This window comes from Streptomyces nogalater (assembly GCF_039532885.1).
GTDB classification, from domain to species: domain Bacteria; phylum Actinomycetota; class Actinomycetes; order Streptomycetales; family Streptomycetaceae; genus Streptomyces; species Streptomyces nogalater.
Genome location: NZ_BAAASM010000004.1, coordinates 91,942 through 110,475, shown reverse-complemented (window position 1 = coordinate 110,475; position 18,534 = coordinate 91,942). Strand labels below are relative to the sequence as shown.

The 18,534-nt window shown below is 75.3% G+C and carries 2 protein-coding genes (1 of these 2 only partly in view); both read right to left on the bottom strand.

Annotated features, from left to right (window positions below; all coding sequences use genetic code 11):
- On the bottom strand, positions 1-5,725 hold the start of the coding sequence (locus ABD350_RS05310) for an SDR family NAD(P)-dependent oxidoreductase (protein ID WP_344346565.1). It extends 16,427 nt beyond the left edge of the window; 5,725 of the gene's 22,152 nt are visible here — the first part of the coding sequence; it begins with the start codon at positions 5,723-5,725; its stop codon lies off the left edge, out of view.
- On the bottom strand, positions 5,722-18,534 hold the full coding sequence (locus ABD350_RS05305) for an amino acid adenylation domain-containing protein (RefSeq protein WP_344346564.1): 12,813 nt from the start codon (positions 18,532-18,534) through the stop codon (positions 5,722-5,724). Before ABD350_RS05305 ends, ABD350_RS05310 begins: the two co-directional genes overlap by 4 nt.

Genomic DNA, 18,534 nt, shown 5'->3' with positions numbered 1-18,534 from the left:
CCGCCGCCGGCGCCTCGACGGGCGCGGCGGATACGGCGGATACGGCGGATACGGCGGGCGAAGTGTCCCCCGGGGTAGCGGCTGTCCCCTCGGCCGTCGCGCCGGTGGTGGCCGTGGCGCCGGTGGTGGCCGTCGCACCGTAGTCACGGACCTTCCGGAAGTGCTCCTGGACGAGGTCCAACGACCTTCCGCCCAGGACCCGTTCGTGCATCCGGACCTCGCGCTCCACGATCTCCGGCAGCCGGGCGAGCAGTCGGCCGGCGAGCTCCGCCTTGACCTCGGCGACCGCCTCGGCGGGCTTGTCGGCGATCGAGCGGGCCAGGTCGAGCGCGGTCGGCAGCACGTCCGCCGCCGGGACGACGGTCACCGAGGCACCGCGGCGGGCGAGTTCCTCACCGCGGTAGCCGCGGCCGGTGAGGAACATCTCGGTCGCCAGGGTGCGGCCCAGGCGCTGCTCCAGCACCAGCGTCGCGCCCATGCCGGGCGTGAAGCCGTACTTCAGGAAGTTGGCCCCGTAGGAGCCGTCCTCGGCGAGCACCACCAGGTCGGCGTAGAGGCCGAAGGCGAGGCCGCCGCCGGAGGCCTGGCCGCGCATCGCGGAGATCACGGGGCGGCGGCAGCGCAGCAGACCCTCGTAGACGAACGGGGTGTCGGTGAACCGGGTGTGCTTCTCGGCCAGCTCTTCCAGGGCCTTCGGGGTGGCACCGAGGTTGAAGACGGTCTCGGTGCCGGTGAGCACCACGGCGCGGATGTCCGCGCGGGTCTCGATCTCCGCGAAGGCCGCCTCCAGACCGTGCGTCAGTCCGGTGGTGAACATGTTGCGGTGGGCGTGGTCGCGCATGGTGACCAGCGCGATCCCGTGTTCCAGGACCCGCAGTTCGACCTCGTCGCCGTGGTACGGCTCGACCTTCCGGGGAGCGGCGGGCGGCGGCGCGGCCACCGCCGGTGCGGTGACGGCGGGTTCGCCGGTACGGCGCTGCCAGCCGCCCAGCCAGTGCCGTTCCTCGCGCAGCGGCGGGACCGGCAGCGACACCCGGCGCGGGGCCGGGCCGGCCGGCGCGCAGTCCGCCCACGGCACGTCGGCCCCGGCGCTCCATGCCGCCGCGACCTCCTCCAGCCGTCCGGCGCGGACGAGTTCGGCGAGTTCGGGGCGCGGCTCGGTCGGGCCGGCCTTCTCGTGTCCCCAGTACTGGCCGGTCTCGGGGGTGGCGCCGCTGAGGTAGCGGTCGAGGGCGGCGAGCAGCTGCGCGTGATCGGTGACGATGACGGCGAGGCGGCTGCTCAGCTGGTCGCGGCCGACCCGCAGGGTGTGGGCGAGGGAGGCGAGCGGGACGGCGGGCCGGGGCTCGGTGCCGAGCTCTCCGGCGAGCTGGTCGATCGACCGGTCGCCCTCGGCCGGCAGCGGCCGGCCGAGGCCGGGCCGGTACTCGTCCAGGACCTTGCGGACCAGGGCCAGGCCGGTACGGTCGACACCGAGGTCGACCAACGGCTCGGCCGGGTCCACGGCGTCGGCCGGGACGCCCAGCACCTGGGCGACGGCGCCGGTGAGCACCCGGCGCAGTTCCCCGGCCCCGGCGGGCGACGGCTCGGCCGGCCCGGCCAGTACGGCGCGGAGCCGCTCGGCGTAGGCCCGCAGGGCGTCCGCGTCGCGCGCCGACAGCACGATCAGCTCCCTGCCGCCGCGCGCGGGACCGCCGCTCGCGGGCCGGTCGGCGGGGGCGCGGTACTCCTCCAGCACCAGGTGTGCGTTGGAGCCGCCCGCGCCGAAGGCGCTGACGCCGGCCCGGCGCGGCGAGCCGTCGGCGGGGGCGGGCCAGTCGGTGAGCTCACGCTGCAGGCGGAACGGGGTGGCGGCGAGGTCGATGGCCGGGTTGACCACCTCCGCGTGCAACGAGGGGGCGAGTTGACGGTGCTTGAGCTGGAGCAGGGTCTTGGTGACGCCGGCGATTCCGGCGGCGCTCTCCAGGTGGCCGATGTTGGACTTCACCGACCCGATCGCGCAGCCGCCCCGATCGCCGCCGGCCGCGGCGAAGGCCTTGCGCAGGCCGTCGATCTCGATCGGGTCGCCGAGCGCGGTGCCGGTGCCGTGCGCCTCCAGGTATCCGATCCCGGACGGCGACAGGCCGGCGGCGTCCAGGGCGTCGCGGATCAGCGCGGCCTGCGAGGTGGGGCTGGGGACGGTGAAACCGCTGGTCCGGCCGGTGTGGTTGAGCCGGGTGGCCCGGATGACCCCGTAGATGTGGTCACCGTCGGCCTCGGCCTTCGCGAGGGGCTTGAGCAGCACCGCGCCGACGCCCTCGCCGGGCACGTAGCCGGTGCCGCCCGCGCCGAAGCTGCGGCAGCGGCCGTCGTCGGAGAGGAAGCGGCCCTGCGCGAGCTGGAGGTACTTCTGCGGGTGGGCCGCGATGTTCACGCCGCCGGCCAGCGCCATCTCGCACTCGCCGCGGCGCAGGCTCTCCACGGCGAGGTGAACGGCCGTCAGCGACGAGGAGCAGGCGGTGTCGACGGCCATGCTGGGGCCGGCCAGGTTCAGCGTGTACGAGACGCGGTTGGCCACGGCGGCGTGCATCGCGGTCGGCTGCACGCCGTCCTCGGCGCCCTGCACCAGCTGGTAGTGGTTCCACATCACGCCGGCGAACACGCCCACGGGGGAGGCGGCGGTCCGGGACGCGGGGTGGCCGGCGTCCTGCAGGGTCTGCCAGCAGGTGGTGAGGAACAGGCGTTCCTGCGGGTCCATCCGTTCGGCGTCGCGGCGGGAGATGCCGAAGAACGCCGGGTCGAAGCGGTCCATGCCGTCCAGGAACCCGCCCCAGCGGCCGTAGGTGCGGCCGGGCCGGCCGGGCTCCGGGTCGTGGATCGCCGCGTGGTCCCAGCGGTCCCTCGGGATCTCGGTGACGCAGTCGCGGCCTTCGGCGAGCAGCCGCCAGAACGCGTCGACGTCGGCGGCCTGCGGGTACTGCCCGGCCAGCCCGATCACCGCGATGGCATCCGCTCCGCGCCCGCCCGGCGCGGCGGCGACCGGCTCTACGACGTTCCGCGCGGCGGTGTCCGGGGCGGTGGCGGCCGGTTCTACCGCGTTCGACGCGGCGGTGACGGGCTCGGTGAGGTCGCCGTCGGCGAGCGGCAGGCGGTCGTCGGGCCGGGTCGGGTCGGCATGGGTGACGACGAGCCGGCGGTCGTCGCAGGCCAGCGCCCGCTCGAACAGCTCGATGCCGGTGCCGGTCGGCAGCGGGCTGGCACCGTGGGTGCGGGCGGCCCGCTCGGTGACCTCGGCGTCGGTCCGCATCCCGCCCTCGGCCCACAGCGGCCAGCCGACGGAGAGGCTCCGGCCGGGCCGGGCGGCCAGGTAGTGGTCGACGTAGGCGTTGGCGTAGGCGTAGTCGCTCTGGCCGGGGTTGCCGATGGCGGCGGACAGCGAGGAGTAGGCGGCCAGGAAGTCGGGTGCGTCGGCGCGGGTCGCCTCGTCGAGGTGGCGTATGCCGAGGACCTTCGGAGCCAGTACCTCGCGGATCTGCTCGGGCCGCTTCGTCAGGAAGATGCCGTCCCGGACCACCCCGGCGCAGTGCACGACACCGTCGATCCGTCCGTACGACTCGTGCGCGGCGGCCACCAGTTCGCGCACCTGGTCGGCATCGGTGACATCGGCGGTCAGGTACCGCGCGTCCGCGCCGTACCGCCGCCACTCCCGCATCCGTCCGAGCAGCGCCTCGCCGGGCGCGGAGCGGCCGGACAGCAGGATGCGGGCGCGGCGGGTGCGGGCGAGGTGCTCGGCCAGCATCGGACCGAGGCCCCCGCCGCCCCCGGTGATCAGGTAGACACCGCGCTCGCGCAGCACCGGTTCCCCGGTCGGCGCCGGGCCCTCCACCGTCTGGAAGCGCCGGGCCCAGCGTTCCCCGCCCGCGTGCCGGACCTCGCTCTCCGCGGACGGGTCGGCGGCCTCGGCGAGCAGCAGCGCGGCGAGCTCGGCGGGACCGGCGGCGGCCACCTCGATCCCGCGGACGGCCAGCGCGGGCAGCTCGGCCGTCACGGTGCGGCCGAGCGCGGCCACCGCCGCGTACTCCGGCTGCCGCCGGTGCGCGAACAGCACCGCGCGCATCCGGGAGGGCCGCCGCTCGCTCGCCGCCGCGCAGGCCGCCCACGCGGCGACCGCGACCTCCGCCGGTTCGACGGCCGGCCCGCCGAGTCCGGTGGCGTCCAGCAGCGTCCAGGACCGGCCGGGACGCTCCTCCAGCGCGCTGAGCTGCGCGCCGAGCAGCGCCCGGTCGCCGGGGTCGACCTCTACCACCAACGCGCCCGTCGCTGCGGCCCGTTCGGTCAGTGTGGCGAGCAGCGCCGGGGCGGCGCCGAGCACGGCGAGGTCGGTGGGCACGGTCCGCGCGGAGTGCGCGGCCCGCTGCCAGACCGGGCGCAGCAGTTGCGCCCGGTGCGGGCGGGCCGGCTCGCCGGACGCGGACACCTGCGGAGCCGGTGCGGCCGATACGGATGCCTGCGGAGCCGGAGTCGGAGTGGCGGGCGCGGACGCCTGCGGAACGGCCGGGGCGGGTACGCCGTAGGTCTCCTCCAGGTGGCGTGCCAAGGCGTCCACCGTGGTGTGTTCGAACAGGAGCGTCGGGTAGAGCGCGGAACCGACCACCTCCTCAAGGTCGTTGCTGATCCGCAGCATGTCGGTGGAGGTGAGGCCCATGTCGTAGAAGCCGAGCCCGTCGTCGACGGTGTCGGCGCTCCGGTCGAGCATCCGGGCGATCCGCCCGCGCAGCCAGTGCCGGTAGTCGGCGGCGGGCGCGGTGGGGGCCTGCGGAGCGGCGGCGGTCGGCTCGGTGGACACGGTGGGGGCCTGTGGGGCATCGGTGGCGGGCTGCCGCGCGGCGGCGGTCTTTGGCAGCAGGTCGCGGATCGACTCCGGGCGGCGGATCCGCTTGCAGGTGAGGCGGTCGAACTCGGCGATGGTGCGGCCCTGCGGGTCGTGCAGCGAGAAGGTGCTGCGGAACAGCTCTCCGGACGGGGTGAGTTCCTCGGGCCGCGGCACGTGCACCAGGAACGCCCCGTGCAGCGGCCCGTGCGCGCGGAACCGGTCGATGAACATCGGGATGAACGGCTCGGCGGCGGTGATCTCGCGCTGCCCGTACGCGACGATGGTCGCGGCGTCCATCTTCGCCGGGTGCAGCAGGAACGCGCGGTCCTCGGCGGTCTCCGGCAGGACCAGCGAGAGTTCGGCCAGCAGGCGACCGGCGCCGAGGTGCATCGGGCCGGCGCACTGCATGGCCGCGCCGTGCACGATCTCCCGGGAGCGGGTGTGCGCGTACATGTCCGCCATCGACCGGGTGCGGTGCGCGCCCGCCACCAGGGCGGCGGCGTCCACGTCCGCGGCGGCGGACGGGCCGGCCGGGTGCAGTTCGGCGCGGATGTTCTCCCGCCACTCGCCGTCCGGTTCGTCAGCGCGGAGCCGGCGGCTGGTGCCGGTGACCGGGCGGACACCGGCCACCGGTTCGCCGATCACCACCCGGATCTCCCGGTCGTTGCCCTCGGCGGTGGCGATCGCCTCGGCGAAGACGATGTCGCGCAGTTCGAAGGTGGTCGGGTCCAGGCCCTGGGCCGCGAGGACCCGCAGCACGATGTCGAGGAAGGTGACTCCCGGCATCACCGACACCCCGTGGACCCGGTGGTTCTGCATGATGAAGTCGTCGTGCCGCAGCACCAGTCGACAGTCGATGAGGGAGTCGCTCATGGGTGGGTCCTCTCCGGGATGCCAAGGACGGCCCCTGCGGCGGGGTTCGGTTCGAAGTGCAGGTCGAGGATCGAGGCGGCGCGGACCGGCCCGGCGGGCGCGGGCGACGGGTGCGCGGGGCGGTGTGCGGCCGGGGCCTCCAGCCAGAGCCGGCGGCGGGCGAAGACCGGCCGGGGCAGCGGGCGGCGGGTCGGCGGGTGTTCGGCGACCGGCGTGCCGTCGGGCTCGCTGACGATCAGGTGGGCGTTGGTGCCGCCGAGCCCGAAGGCGCTGACGGCGGCGACCCTGGGACGGCCGGGGTCGGGCCAGTCCCGCAGGGCGGTGTTCGGGTAGAACGGGGAGTCGGCGAAGTCGAAGCGCGGGTTGGGATGCGCGCAGTGCAGGGTCGGCGGGAGCCGGCGGTTCTTCAGCGCCAGCACCGCCTTGACCAGGCCGGCCGCGCCGGCCGCGCTGAGCAGGTGTCCGATGTTGGACTTGACACTGCCGATCGCGCAGAATCCGCGTGCGTCGGTGGTCTCCCGGTAGACGTCGGTGAGCGCCCGCAGCTCGATCGGGTCGCCGATCATCGTGCCGGTGCCGTGCGCCTCGACCATGCCTACCCGTTCCGCGGACATTCCGGCGGTGGCCAGCGCCCGGCGGATCGCCTTGGCCTGGGCGACCGGGTTCGGGGTGGTGAGGCCCATGGTGCGGCCGTCGTTGTTGACGGCCACCGCGTCGACCACCGCGAGCACCCGGTCACCGTCGGCGAGCGCCCGGGCGAGCGGCTTGAGCAGCACCAGGCCGCAGCCCTCGCCGGGTACGAAGCCGTCGGCGTCCCGGTCGAAGGTGGCGCACCGGCCGGTCGGCGAGAGCGCCCGGACGGCGCTGAATTCCAGGTAGGGGCGCTCGTCCAGCAGGATGTCCACGCCGCCGGCGATCGCCAGCTCGGACTCGCCGTCCAGCAGGCTGCGGCAGGCGAGTTGGACGGCGACGAGGGCGGAGGAGCAGGCGCTGTCGACGGTCAGATTCGGGCCGTGCAGGTCGAAGTGGTGGGCGACCCTGGCGGCGGCGAAGTTCTGGTCGCCGCCGAGCGCGGCCGGGCCGGAGCGCAGCCCGATCCGCCGGCCGTAGTCGCCGAGCCGGGCGCCGACGAACACCCCGACCTCGCGGCCCCGCAGTTCCTCGGTGCGGTACCCGGCGTCGGCGAGGCAGTTGACGGTGCCCTCCAGGACCAGCCGGACCGCCGGGTCGAGGCAGCGGCCCTCCTCCTCGGTCATCCCGAACCACTCCGGGTCGAAGTCCTCGATGCCGTCGACGAACCCGCCCCACCGGCTGATGCTGCTGCCGATCCGGTGCTCCGGCCGGTACAGCGCCCGGTGGTCCCAGCGGCTCGGCGGGACCTCGGTGACGCTGCTCCGCCCCTCCGCCAAGGCGGTCCAGAAGGCGTCCGGGTCGGGGGCGCCGGGGAACCGGCAGTCCAGGCCGATGATCGCGATCCGGCGGTCGGCGGGCTCCTGCGCCGCGCCGACGACCGTGGGCATGACCGGAACCGGAGCCGGTTGCTTCCGATGTGACGTCAACTCCTGTGCTGCGGCATCGTGTTCGGTGACCTCCGGACTGTCGGCGGCCACCTGGCCCAGTCCGGCCTTCCGCAGGTATCCGGCGAGCCGTTCGAGGGTCTGGTGCTCCAGCAGCACGGCGGGTTCCAGGCTGCCGCCGATCCGCTGCTCGATCAGTTCGACGAGTTCGCCGAGCATCACCGACTCCACGCCCAGGTCGGCGAAGGGGGCGGTGACGTCCAGGTCGGGCAGCGGGATCCCCAGTGCCTCGGAGAACAGCGCGAGCAGCCAGTCCGGCGGCGCTACGGAGAGCGTCGGCGGCGCGTCGGAGGCCGTAGGCGACACGTCGGAGGGCGCGGGAGGAGCCGTGGCCGCCGGTGCGTCGGCGGGCGCTGCCGAGGCGCGGTGCGCGTGCAGCGGGGTCTCCGGGTCGAAGCGTCCGGGCAGCGGTACGACGGGAAGCACTTGGGCGGGCAGCGTGCCGGTGAGGACGGCTTCGAGTATCCGCAGCCCCTCCTCGACGGTGATCGAGTCCAGCCCGGCAGGCGCGCAGCCGTCGGGCTGGTCGGCGCCCATGCCGGTGCCGAGCCAGGTCGGCCAGTGCACGCTGTGGAAGCGGGTGCGCCCGGTGCGGTGGCGGTCGGCGAGGTACTCCAGGTGGGCGTTGGCGGCGGCGTAGTCGATGACGCCCGCGCCGAGGCGGGGCAGCAGGGTGCTCGCGGAGGACATCAGGACGAAGAACTCGGGCTGGTCGGCGGCGCACAGCCGTTCCAGCCGATCGGCGAGCGTCGTCTTCGGCTCGAACACCTCGGCTACGTCCGCGACCGCCTTGTGGACGAAGGAGGGCCGCCCCCGGCTGGGCAGTCCGGCGCAGTGCACCACGCCGCCGATCGGGCCGAGCGAGCCGCGGACCCTGGTGAGGAAGGCGTCGATGTCGGCCTCGGTGGCGGGGGCACCGGCGTGCAGCAGCACCTGCGCGCCGGCCCGTTCCAGCGCCTGCACGTTGCGTACCGCGATCACCTCACGGTCCGTCAGCTCGGGCGATGTCCAGCGATGGCGCGGTGGCAGCGGGTGAGCGGCGGTCAGGGCGAGGCGGCGGGCGCCGCGTTCGACGAGGCGGCGGGCGACCTCCGCACCGATGCCCCGGGTGCCGCCGGTGACCAGGTAGACCTTGGCCGGGTCGGCCGCGAACTCCTCCGGAGCCGGGGTGCGCACCGGTTCCAGTACGGGCGTCAGCCGCTCGCCGCCGCACCGCCTGACCTCGGCGGTGGGTTCGCCGCCCGCCCATTCGACGAGCAGTTGCCGGGCCAGTTCGGCGGGCTCGGCGTCGCTCTCGACGACGGTGGCGCGGACGGTGCGGTACTCCGCGCCGAGCAGCCGCACCACGCCCGCCAGACGGCGGCCGTCCGCGCCGCGGCGGTCGCGCACCGCGTGCACGATCCGCAGCGGGGTGCCGGGGCGGCGGGCCAGCAGGCGTTGCAGGGCGGCGAGCCGGGCCGGCCACGGGCCGGGGTCGGCGGCGGAGCGGTCGAGTTCGCTCAGGTCGAGCCAGCCGGTGAGGTCGGGGTGCCGGTCGGCCAGGCCGTCCAGCAGCGCGATCGCGTCCCGCTCGCCGGTGAACCCGGCGTCGCCGTCGGCGGGTCCGCCCTCGCGGACCGGGATCACCCGGTCGCGCCCGAAGGCCTCGGCGACCTGCCGGGCCGTCTCCCGGGAACGGTCGGTGTACAGGCAGACGATGCGTCCGGTCACCGGCTCGGGCCGGGGCTGCCCGGCGCTTCGCCATGTCTTGGTGAAGAGCAGCGGCTGCCGTCCGTCGGGCTCCTGCACGGGTGCGGCCTCCAGGGTTTTCGGGAGCTCGGGCCAGTAGCGGCCGCGGGCGAACGGATAGCTGGGGGCGGCGGCCCAGCGGGGCCGGGCACCGGTGTGCAGGCGGGACCAGTCGACCCGGCCCCCGGCCGTCCAGTGCCGGGCGAGCGAGTGCAGGTCGCCGTACGAGCCGTCGGCGGGGTACGGTCCGGCGGGGGCGTCGGGCCCGGGCGTACGGCCGCGCACCAGGCCGCCGCCGCTGTCGCCGTCCAGGAAGCGCTGGATTTCCGCGCGCAGTTCGGCCGGGCCGGCGGCGACGACGGCCAGGCGCTCGCGCAGCGGTTCGCGGCCGGACTGCGTGGTGTGCGCCAGGTCGGCGAACGGCGGCAGCTCCGGACGGGTCAGGAACTCCGCCCAGCGGCGGGCGAGTTCGGTCAGCCGCTGCTCGTCGCGGGCGGACAGGGTGAACAGCTGCGGTCCGGCCGGGCGGATCGGTTCGGCGGTCGGCTCCGGCAGGTACTCCTCGATCACCAGGTGGGCGTTGGCCCCGCCCGCGCCGAAGGCGCTCAGTCCGGCCCGGCGCGGCACCGGGGTGCCGTCGGCGGTACGGCGGGCGGGCCACGGCGCGGACTCGTGCTGGACGGCGAACGGACTGCGCGACCAGTCGATGTCGGGGTTGAGCTGCTCGGCGTGCAGCGAGGGCACGAGTCTGCGGTGCCGCAGCTGCAGCAGCACCTTGGTGAGTCCGGCCAGTCCGGCGGCGGCCTCCAGGTGGCCGATGTTGGACTTCACCGAACCGATCGGGCACGTCCCCGCCTCCACCCCGGCGAACGCCCGGGCCAGGCCGCTGATCTCCACCGGGTCGCCGAGGGCGGTGCCGGTGCCGTGCGCCTCCAGGTAGCCGATGCTGTGCGGCTCCACGCCCGCGTCGCGCAGTGCCGCCGCCACCAACTCGCCCTGAGCGACCGGGTTCGGCACCATGTAGCCGCTGGTGCGGCCGCCGTGGTTGACGGCGGTACCGCGGATCACGCCGTGGATCCGGTCGCCGTCGGCGATCGCCCGGGCCAGGGGTTTCAGCAGCACCACGCCGACGCCCTCACCGGGTGTGAAGCCGTCGCCGCCCGCGCCGAAGCTGCGGCAGCGGTGGTCGGTGGACGCCATCCGCAGACGGTGCTGCTGGCGGAATTTGTGCGGGTGGGCGGACAGGTTGACGCCGCCGACCAGCGCGGCCTCGCACTCGCCCTGGCGCAGCGCGCGGACGGCCAGGTGTACGGCCGTCAGGGAGGCCGAGCACATGGTGTCGACCGTCAGGCTGGGGCCGTTGAGGTCCAGGAAGTACGAGACCCGGTTGGCGATGCCCGCGAGCGCGGAGCCGGTGTCGGCCGGCGGACCGAGGAGCGACTGCTCGACGCCGAGGAAGGGGTACTCGTTGTACATGGCGCCCGCGAACACGCCGACCCGTCCGCCGTGTTGCTCGCGCAGCCGGGCCCGGGTGTAGCCGGCGTCCTCCAGCGCCTCCCAGGCGACTTCGAGGAAGAGGCGTTCCTGCGGGTCCATCAGGACCGCGTCGCGTGGCAAGATGGCGAAGAACAGCGGGTCGAACCGGTCGATGCCGTCCAGGAACGCGCCCCACATCAGGTCCACCGGCCAGTCGGGCCGGTGCCGTTCGGCGGGCAGCGGCCCGATCGCGTCGTAGCCCTGTTCCAGCAGGTGCCAGAACCGGTCCAGGTCCGCCGCCCGCGGGTAGCGGCCGGCCAGGCCCACGACGGCGACCGCCGTGTCGTCGGGCCGGCTCCCGGCGGGTTCGGGCCGGCCGCCCGGGGCCGTCGGCGTGGCGGGCTGCCAGGGGCCGTCGGCGCGGGCGGCGAGTTCGGCGGCGACGCCGGCCAGGTCCTGGTGTTCGAAGAACAGGGTGCGGGAGACGGGCTCGGCGAAGTCCTCGGCGAGGCGGTCGTTCAGCTGCCCGACCACGTACGAGGTCAGACCGTAGTGCTCCAGCCGCACCCGCGGGTCGAGCCGGTCGACGGGGATGCCGGACGCCTCGGCGTAGACGTCGAGCACATACTGCCGGACGGCCTCGGACACCTCGACGACGGGCTCGGACGCGGGTACGGGTGCGGGTACGGATACGGGCCTGGCCGCGGGCGCGGGTGTGGCCGCGGGTGTGGGTGTGGGCGCGGTCAGGCGGTACTCCTCCCCCGTGAACACCGTGCCCGGCAGCGGCACCCGACGGCGGCCGGGCGACCACAGGGCGTGCCAGGCGACGGGGGCTCCGCGCAACCACCCGGCGGCCGCGGCGTCGGCGTTCGCCGGGACGAGTTCGGCGACCGGACGGCCGGGCCTCACCACCGCGTCGGACAACGCGGGGGTGGCCCGCCCGGCGGCGAACTCCCGCAGCGCGACGCCCACTTCGGCCAGGTCGGAGGTGACCACGGCGAGACGGTGCGGCATCGGGACGCGGCCGTCCTGCAAGGTGAACGCCAGGTCGGCGAGGGCCGGTGCCGTGCCGTTCTCCAGGTGTGCGGCGAGCCGGCCGGCGGCGAGCCGCAGGCCCTCGGCCGAGCCGGCGGACAGCACCACCGCCTGTCGGCCGGACGCGCGCTCGTCGGCGGGGGCGGGCCCGCCGCCGTCGGCGGACGTCGCGGCCCGTACCACCGCGTGGGCGTAGGCGCCGGAGGCGCCGACCGCGTTGATCACGGCGCGGCGGGCGGTCGGGGCCGACGGCCAGTCGACGAGGTGCTCGGGGACCCGCAGCGGCAGGTCGTCCCAGTCGACGAGGTCGCTGCGCCGCCCGGCGGTGAGCGTCGGAGCGATCCGGCCGTGCTCGAACTGGAGAAGCACCTTCAGCAGTTGGGAGAGGCCCGAGGCGGACTCCAGGTGGCCGATGTTCGGTTTCACCGTGCCGGCCAGCACCGGGTTTCCCGCGAACACCTCGGCGAGCGCCTCCAGTTCGGCGGCGTCGGCGACTCCCGCGCCGGCCACGGCGAGTTCCACGTAGTCGACCTGGGCGGGCGTGGTCCCGGCCCGGTCGAGGGCCGCGCCGAGCGAGCCGGCCAGCGCTCGCGGGTTGGGCACGCCGAAGCGTCCACCGCCGCCGGCGTGGCCGGTCCAGGTGGCCTCCAGTACACCCCGGACGGTGTCGCCGTCCCGGTCGGCGGCCGCCGCCGGGCGCAGCAGCACGGCGGCCACGCCCTCGCCGGGGCACCAGCCGGAGCTGTCGGCGGCGAAGGCCCGGACGGGCCCGCCCTCGGCGAGCAGTCCCGCCTCGGCGAGCAGGGCGAGGTGGTACGGGTGGGTGACGAGGTTGACCGCGCCGACCACGGCGGCGTCGCACTCGCCGCGCCGCAGGGCTTCTGCGGCGAGGTGGAGGGCGGTCAAGGAGGAGGAGCAGGCGGTGTCGACGGCGATGCTCGGGCCGTCGAAGCCGAAGTAGTGCGAGATGCGGCCGGGTATGTCGCCGGCCAGGGCAGCGACCCGGGCGGCGGCGTCCGCGTCCCAGGTCTCCTTGCCGCTGTGCTGGTGGTCGTGCCACATGGCGGCGGTGAACACGCCGACGCGGGGCGCGGCGGCGCGCAGCGATTCGGCGGTGTGGCCGGCGTCCTCAAGGCAGGTCCACACGGTCTGCAGCAGCAGCCGCAGTTGCGGGTCGAGCGTGGCGGCCTCGACCGGGGCGATGCGGAAGTGCAGGCTGTCGAAGGTGTCGATACCGGTGAGGAATCCGCCGTGCAGTCCGGCCGGCAGCCGGCCGTCCTCGGCGACGCCCCGCCCGGCGGGCAGTGGGCCGACGGCGCACCGGCCGGCGCTGAGCTGCCGCCAGTACTCCCCCAGGTCCTCGGCGCCGGGGAAGCGCCCGGCCATGCCGATCACCGCCACCTCGGTGGCCTTCGGTTCCTCGGCGGCCGCGGCGCGCGCGGCCTGCTCGGCGAACGGCGGCCGCACTCCGGCGGTGCTCGTCCGCTCGACGCCGCCGCCCATGAAGGAGTGCAGGAAGACGTGGCCGTCGTCGAGGGCGAACTGGTCGCGGATGTCGTCGAAGGTCAGTGTACCGACCGGGCACAGGCCGATGCCGCAGGCCGCCTGACCGGTCATCAGCAGTTGGCCGATGTATCCGGCCTCCAGCATCAGGAAGCGCTCGGCGACCTCCTGGTAGAGCGGGGTGATGCCGTGCGTCTGACCGATCAGGAAGATCCCGAACGCGGACCCGTCGAACACCGGCCGGTTGTAGTAGAAGTGCACGGAGCGGTCGATCCGCGGCGCCGCGTTGACGAGTTCCAGGGCGTGGCCGCGCGGGTCGTAGTAGTAGATGCCGCCGGCCAGCCCGTCGACGGCGTCCGCCTTGACATACACGTACGCCTGCACGGAGTAGGTGTCCCCGGCCGACGGGTACAGGCGGCGGGTGCCGCCCTCCAGGGGGGCCTCGCGCAGCAGGCCGAGCAGGCGGATGAGCGCCTCCGCGGGCAGGGGGGTGTCGCGGTAGTCGCGGCGGCTGCCGCGCCAGTCGTAGTACGCGGGGTGGAACGTCGTCTCCGGCAGCGCGATGCGCTGTGCGCCGGGCGTGGGGCGGCGCAGGTTCCAGGCGGCGGCCTTGAACGCGTCCCGTTCCCGCGGGGAGAACATGTCCACTGTGCCGGGGCCCGACTCCGGTCCGGGGGCGGCGGGTTCGGACGCGGCGGGTTCGGACGCCGCTGGTTCGATCCCGGCCGGTTCGGGCGCGGCCGGTTCGGGCCGGGCCGGGGGGCCGAGGCGGTCGGCGAGGATCCGGGCGATGCCGGCGGCGGTCGGCTCGGAGATCAGTGCCGAGACCGGCACCCGCTGCCGGTACCGCTTCCGCAGCCCGGCCGAGACCTGGACCATGGTGAAGGAGGTGGCGCCCTGCTCCCAGAGGTCCAGCGCCGGGTCGACGGTGTCCACGCCGAGGTGCCGGGCGAACATCGCCGCGACCTCTTCGGCCAGCCCTGCCGGGCTCGCGGCCGGGGGGCCGGACACGGGCGCCGGCGCGGGCGCCGCCGGGACCTCGGTGGCCGCTCGGGTAGCCGCTCGGATGTCCGGAGCCGACGGTGCCGCGGGCTCGGCCGGTGTGGCGGCCGGTGTGACGTCCAACGGCCAGGGCAGCGCCTTGCGGTCCAGCTTGCCGTTGGCGGTGGCCGGGAAGGACGGCAGCAGCGCCACGAAGTTCGGCACCATGTATCCGGGCAGGGCCTCGGCGGTGTGCGCGCGCAGCTCGGCCGCGGTGACGGCGGGAGCGGCCGGGTCGGTGACGACGTAGGCGACGAGTCTGGCGTCACCGCCCGGCGGTTCGCTGTCGCGCAGCACGGCGACGACCTCCTGTACGGCGGGGTGGGCGCGCAGGCGGTGCTCCACCTCGCCGAGCTCGACCCGGTGGCCGCGGATCTTCACCTGGCGGTCGCCGCGTCCGGCGATCCGCAGATTGCCGTCGGGTAGCCACAGCGCCCGGTCGCCGGTGCGGTACATCCGCTCGCCGGGGGTGCCGACGAACGGGTCGGGCAGGAAGAGGCGGGCCGTCAGTCCGGGCTGGTTGCAGAAGCCGACGGCCAGGCATGCGCCGCCGGTGTACAGGTCGCCCTCGACACCGATCGGGCAGGGTCGGAGGTGTTCGTCGAGCACGTAGTGCCGGGTGTTGTCGATCGGCTTGCCGTAGGGGATGCTGCGCCAGTCCGGGTCGACGGTGGTGACCCGGTAGATGTTCGACCAGACGGTGGTCTCGGTGGGCCCGCCCAAGGCGATGGTCTCGGCGTTCGGGAACGCCTCGCGGATCGCCGCGGGCAGTGACAGCGGGATGAAGTCGCCGGCCAGGGCGACGATCCGCAGGTGCGCAGCGGCGGGATCCCCGGTGCCGGGGGTGAGCAGCGGGGTGAGCTGGTGCAGGGTGGTGGGCGCCGAGTTCCAGATGGTGATCGGCTCGGTGAGCAGGATGTCGAGCAGCAGTTCCGGGTCGCGTTGCTGGGCCTCGTCGGCGAGGTAGACGCCCGCGCCGCCGCCGAGCAGGCCGAGCATGTCGAAGACGGAGAGGTCGAAGCTGAGCGAGGTGACGGCGAGTCCGAGGTCGGACGGGCGCAGCTCGAAGGTGCGATGGCAGAAGTTCAGCAGGTTGCGCACCGAGCGGTGGGCGACCTGGACGCCCTTGGGGGTGCCGGTGGAGCCGGAGGTGAAGATGACGTACGCGGTGTCGTCCCGGGTGCCGCGGGTCTCCGGGTCGTCCTCGCGGGCGGTGGCCCCGGTGATCGCCGGGTCGGTGTCGGTCGCCACGGTGACGACCCCGGGGGGCAGCGGGACGGCGGGGGTGTCGGTGCTGGTCAGCACGGTGGCGGCCCGGGCGAGGCGGAGCATCGCGGCGACCCGGGTGCCGGGCAGCGCGGGGTCGACCGGCAGGTAGCCGGCGCCGGCCTTGAGGATGCCGTAGAGGGCGGCGACCATCTCGGGGCCGCGCCGCATCCGCACGCCGACCAGCTGCCCGGGGCCGGCCCCGGCGGCGATCAGGTGGTGGGCGATCCGGTTGGCGCGGCGGTTGAGTTCGCCGTAGGTCATGGTGCCGCCGCGCCAGCGCAGGGCCACCGCCTCGGGGGCGTTCGCGGCCTGCCGCTGGAACAGCAGGTGCACGGGGCCGTCGTCGGGTACCGGGACGGTGGTCTCGTTCCAGGTGTACAGCACGGTGTGCCGTTCCGCCGCGGAAAGCCCGCCGGCGGGGACGGCGGTCCAGGTGGCGTCGTCGGCGAGCAGCCGCAGCTCGCTTTCGAAGGCGGCGAACATCCGCTCGGCGAGGCCGGCCGGGAAGTCGGCCTGGACGATGTCCCAGCAGTAGCGCAGTTCGTCGCCCTCGGCGACGGCGACGCTGTCCAGGGCGCAGCCGGGGGTGCTGGTCAGCCATTCGCCCTGGCGTACTCCGGACGGCAGCGGCCGGTCGGTGAGGTCGACGAGTGCGGTGTAGACCACGGGGTAGGCGGCGTCGCTGCCGCGGAGCACCTGGCGGCGCATCCCGTCGAGGCCGCCGGTGCCGCCCTCGGCGAGGTCGGCGTCGAGGACCCGGCGGTACTCTGCCGCGGCGGCGGTGAGCGGGAGTCCGGGGGGCGCGGCGGTGACCCAGGTCATGAAGGAGTGCTCGCCCGGTCGGGCGGCCTCGGCGGTCTTCGGCCAGAGCACCACGGCCAGCGCGTAGGGCTGTTCGGTGTGGCTGGAGAGGGCCCGGGTGAGTGCGGCGAGCAGCAGGTCGTCGGGGTGCAGGTGGTATTCGGCGCAGCGGCGGGCCAGTTGGCGGTAGCCGTCGATCCGGCCGGCCAGGCGGGTGCGGCTCCGGCCGGCCGGGGCGGGCCCGCCGGGTGGGGCGAGTTCCGGTCCGGCGGGGAGTCCGGCGAGCCGCTCGCGCCAGTAGCGGGCCTGCTCGGCGGTGGGTGTCGCGGGGGCCGGGGCGGGTCCGGCCGGTACCGGCCGGGCGGCCGGGTCGGCGTACAGCCGCCACAGGTCGCGGAACAGGAGGTGGATGCTCAGGCCGTCGGCGACCAGCAGGTCGAAGGCGCAGTGCGCGACGGACAGTCCGCTGTCGTCGCGGGTCACCCGCAGGTCGAACAGTGGCCAGCCACCGAGCGGGAACGGCCGGTTGGTCATGTCCTCGCGGATCAGTGCGCGCAGTGCCGGGTGCGCGGCCGGGTCGCCGGCCTCGATCACCGGGATCCGCCACTGCGCGGGGCCGTGCCGGCGGGTGGTCGCCCCGTCGGCGGTGTAGGCGGTGCGCAGCACGGCGTGGCCGTCGACCAGGCGGCGCAGCGCGTCGGCGAGCGCGTCGACGTCGAGTGCGTCGGCCTCGAAGCTCTGGTAGCACTGGCAGCCCTCGGCGGGGCCGTCGCCGGCGGCCGCGCGGGCGACCAGGTACGCCTGTTGGAGGGCGCGGGGCGGCCGCGGTTCCCCGGCGGGTTCGGCGCAGGCGGCGGCGAGGGCGTTGCCGAAGGCGGCGAAGGCGGTCTCGACGGCGCCGGGGGCGAACCGGGTGGGGTCGATGTCCCACCGGTAGCGCAGGGCGCCGTCCTGCTCCCACATCTGGTGGTCGAGGGCGATGTCGGTGGTCTGGCTGACCCCGTACTCGATGGCCGCGCCGAAGCCGCCCCCGACGCCGGGCGGCGGGCCGACGTCGAGCAGGCTGGTGAAGACGACGGCGGGCGCGGGCCGGCCGGTGCGCTGTTCGCGCAACGCCTCGATGCCGGAGACCAGGCCGTGCCGCAGGTGTTCGCCGAGGCGGGCGTGCACCGCGGCGGCCTGTTCGTCGAGGGTCTCGTCGGCCTCGCGGGCCAGGACCAGGACGGCGGTCGAGGTGAACGGGCCGACCAGGTAGGGGGTTTCGGCGGCCAGGTACGGGCGGCTGCTGGTGGTGACCACCAGGGCCGTGCGCCGCTGTGGCTGCCGGCGGTCCAGTGCCTCGGCGAACAGGGTGAGCACCAGGGCGGTCGGTGAGACGCCGAGCCGGGCGGCCCGCACGGTCAGCGCCCGCCACTGCCCGGCGGGCAGTTCGGCGTCCAGCGGGCGGCGTTCGCGGCAGCCACCCGCGGGGGCGGGCACGGAGACCGGGGCGACCAGTCCGGGCCCGGCCGGCAGCTCGGCCAGCTCCTGCGCCCAGTAGGCGAGGTCGGCGCGGTGGGCGTCCGAGCCGCGTTCGGCGAGCAGGGCGGGCACCAGTTCGGCGACGGACGGTCCGGCGGCGGGCAGCGGCCGCTCGGGGTGGTGGTAGCGCTGGTGCCACTGCTGGAGCAGCACCGCGTAGCCGTGGCCGTCGGTGATCAGGGTGTCCAGACTGAGGTGGACGATGTCCGGGCCGGTTCCGGTACGGGTGACCTCGATGGCGAACAGCGGCCATGCGCCGGGCCGGTAGCAGCGGTGCGACAGGCGGGCGCGGACGGTGTCGCGGTTCTCGGCGCCGCCGGGTCCGTGCACGGGCAGGGGCCAGTCGTCGGCCGCCGGGCGGATGTGCTGCAGGCCGTCGTCGTCGACGACGGCGCGGAGCATGCCGTGCTGGTCGATCAGGTCCTGCCAGGCCCGGCGCAGCCGGCCGGGGTCGAGGTCGGGGACGGCGAACTCGCGGTACAGGTGGCAGCCGACCGCCTCGCCGCCCAGGTCGCTGCCCTTGGCGACCAGGTAGGCCTGCTGGAGGTCGGTGACCGGGAACGGCTCCCGCTCATCCGCGCCGGCCGCGGCGGCCGGACCCGGCGCGGTCTCGGCGGTTCCCGCCGCCACCATGGCGGTCAGTTCGCCGAGGGTGGAGGCGGCGAGCCGGGCCGGCGGCAGGTCGAGGCCGAACTCGCGCCGTACGCCGGCCCACAGCCGGGTCAGTGCCAGCGAGGTGAGGCCCCAGTCGGCCAGCCCGCCCGGCGGCAGCGGTTCCGCTCCGTCCGGGCGTACCTCGGCCAGCAGCCGGTGCAGGATCCGAACAGCCGTCAGCCCGGTCTCGTTGCTCGTTTCCAC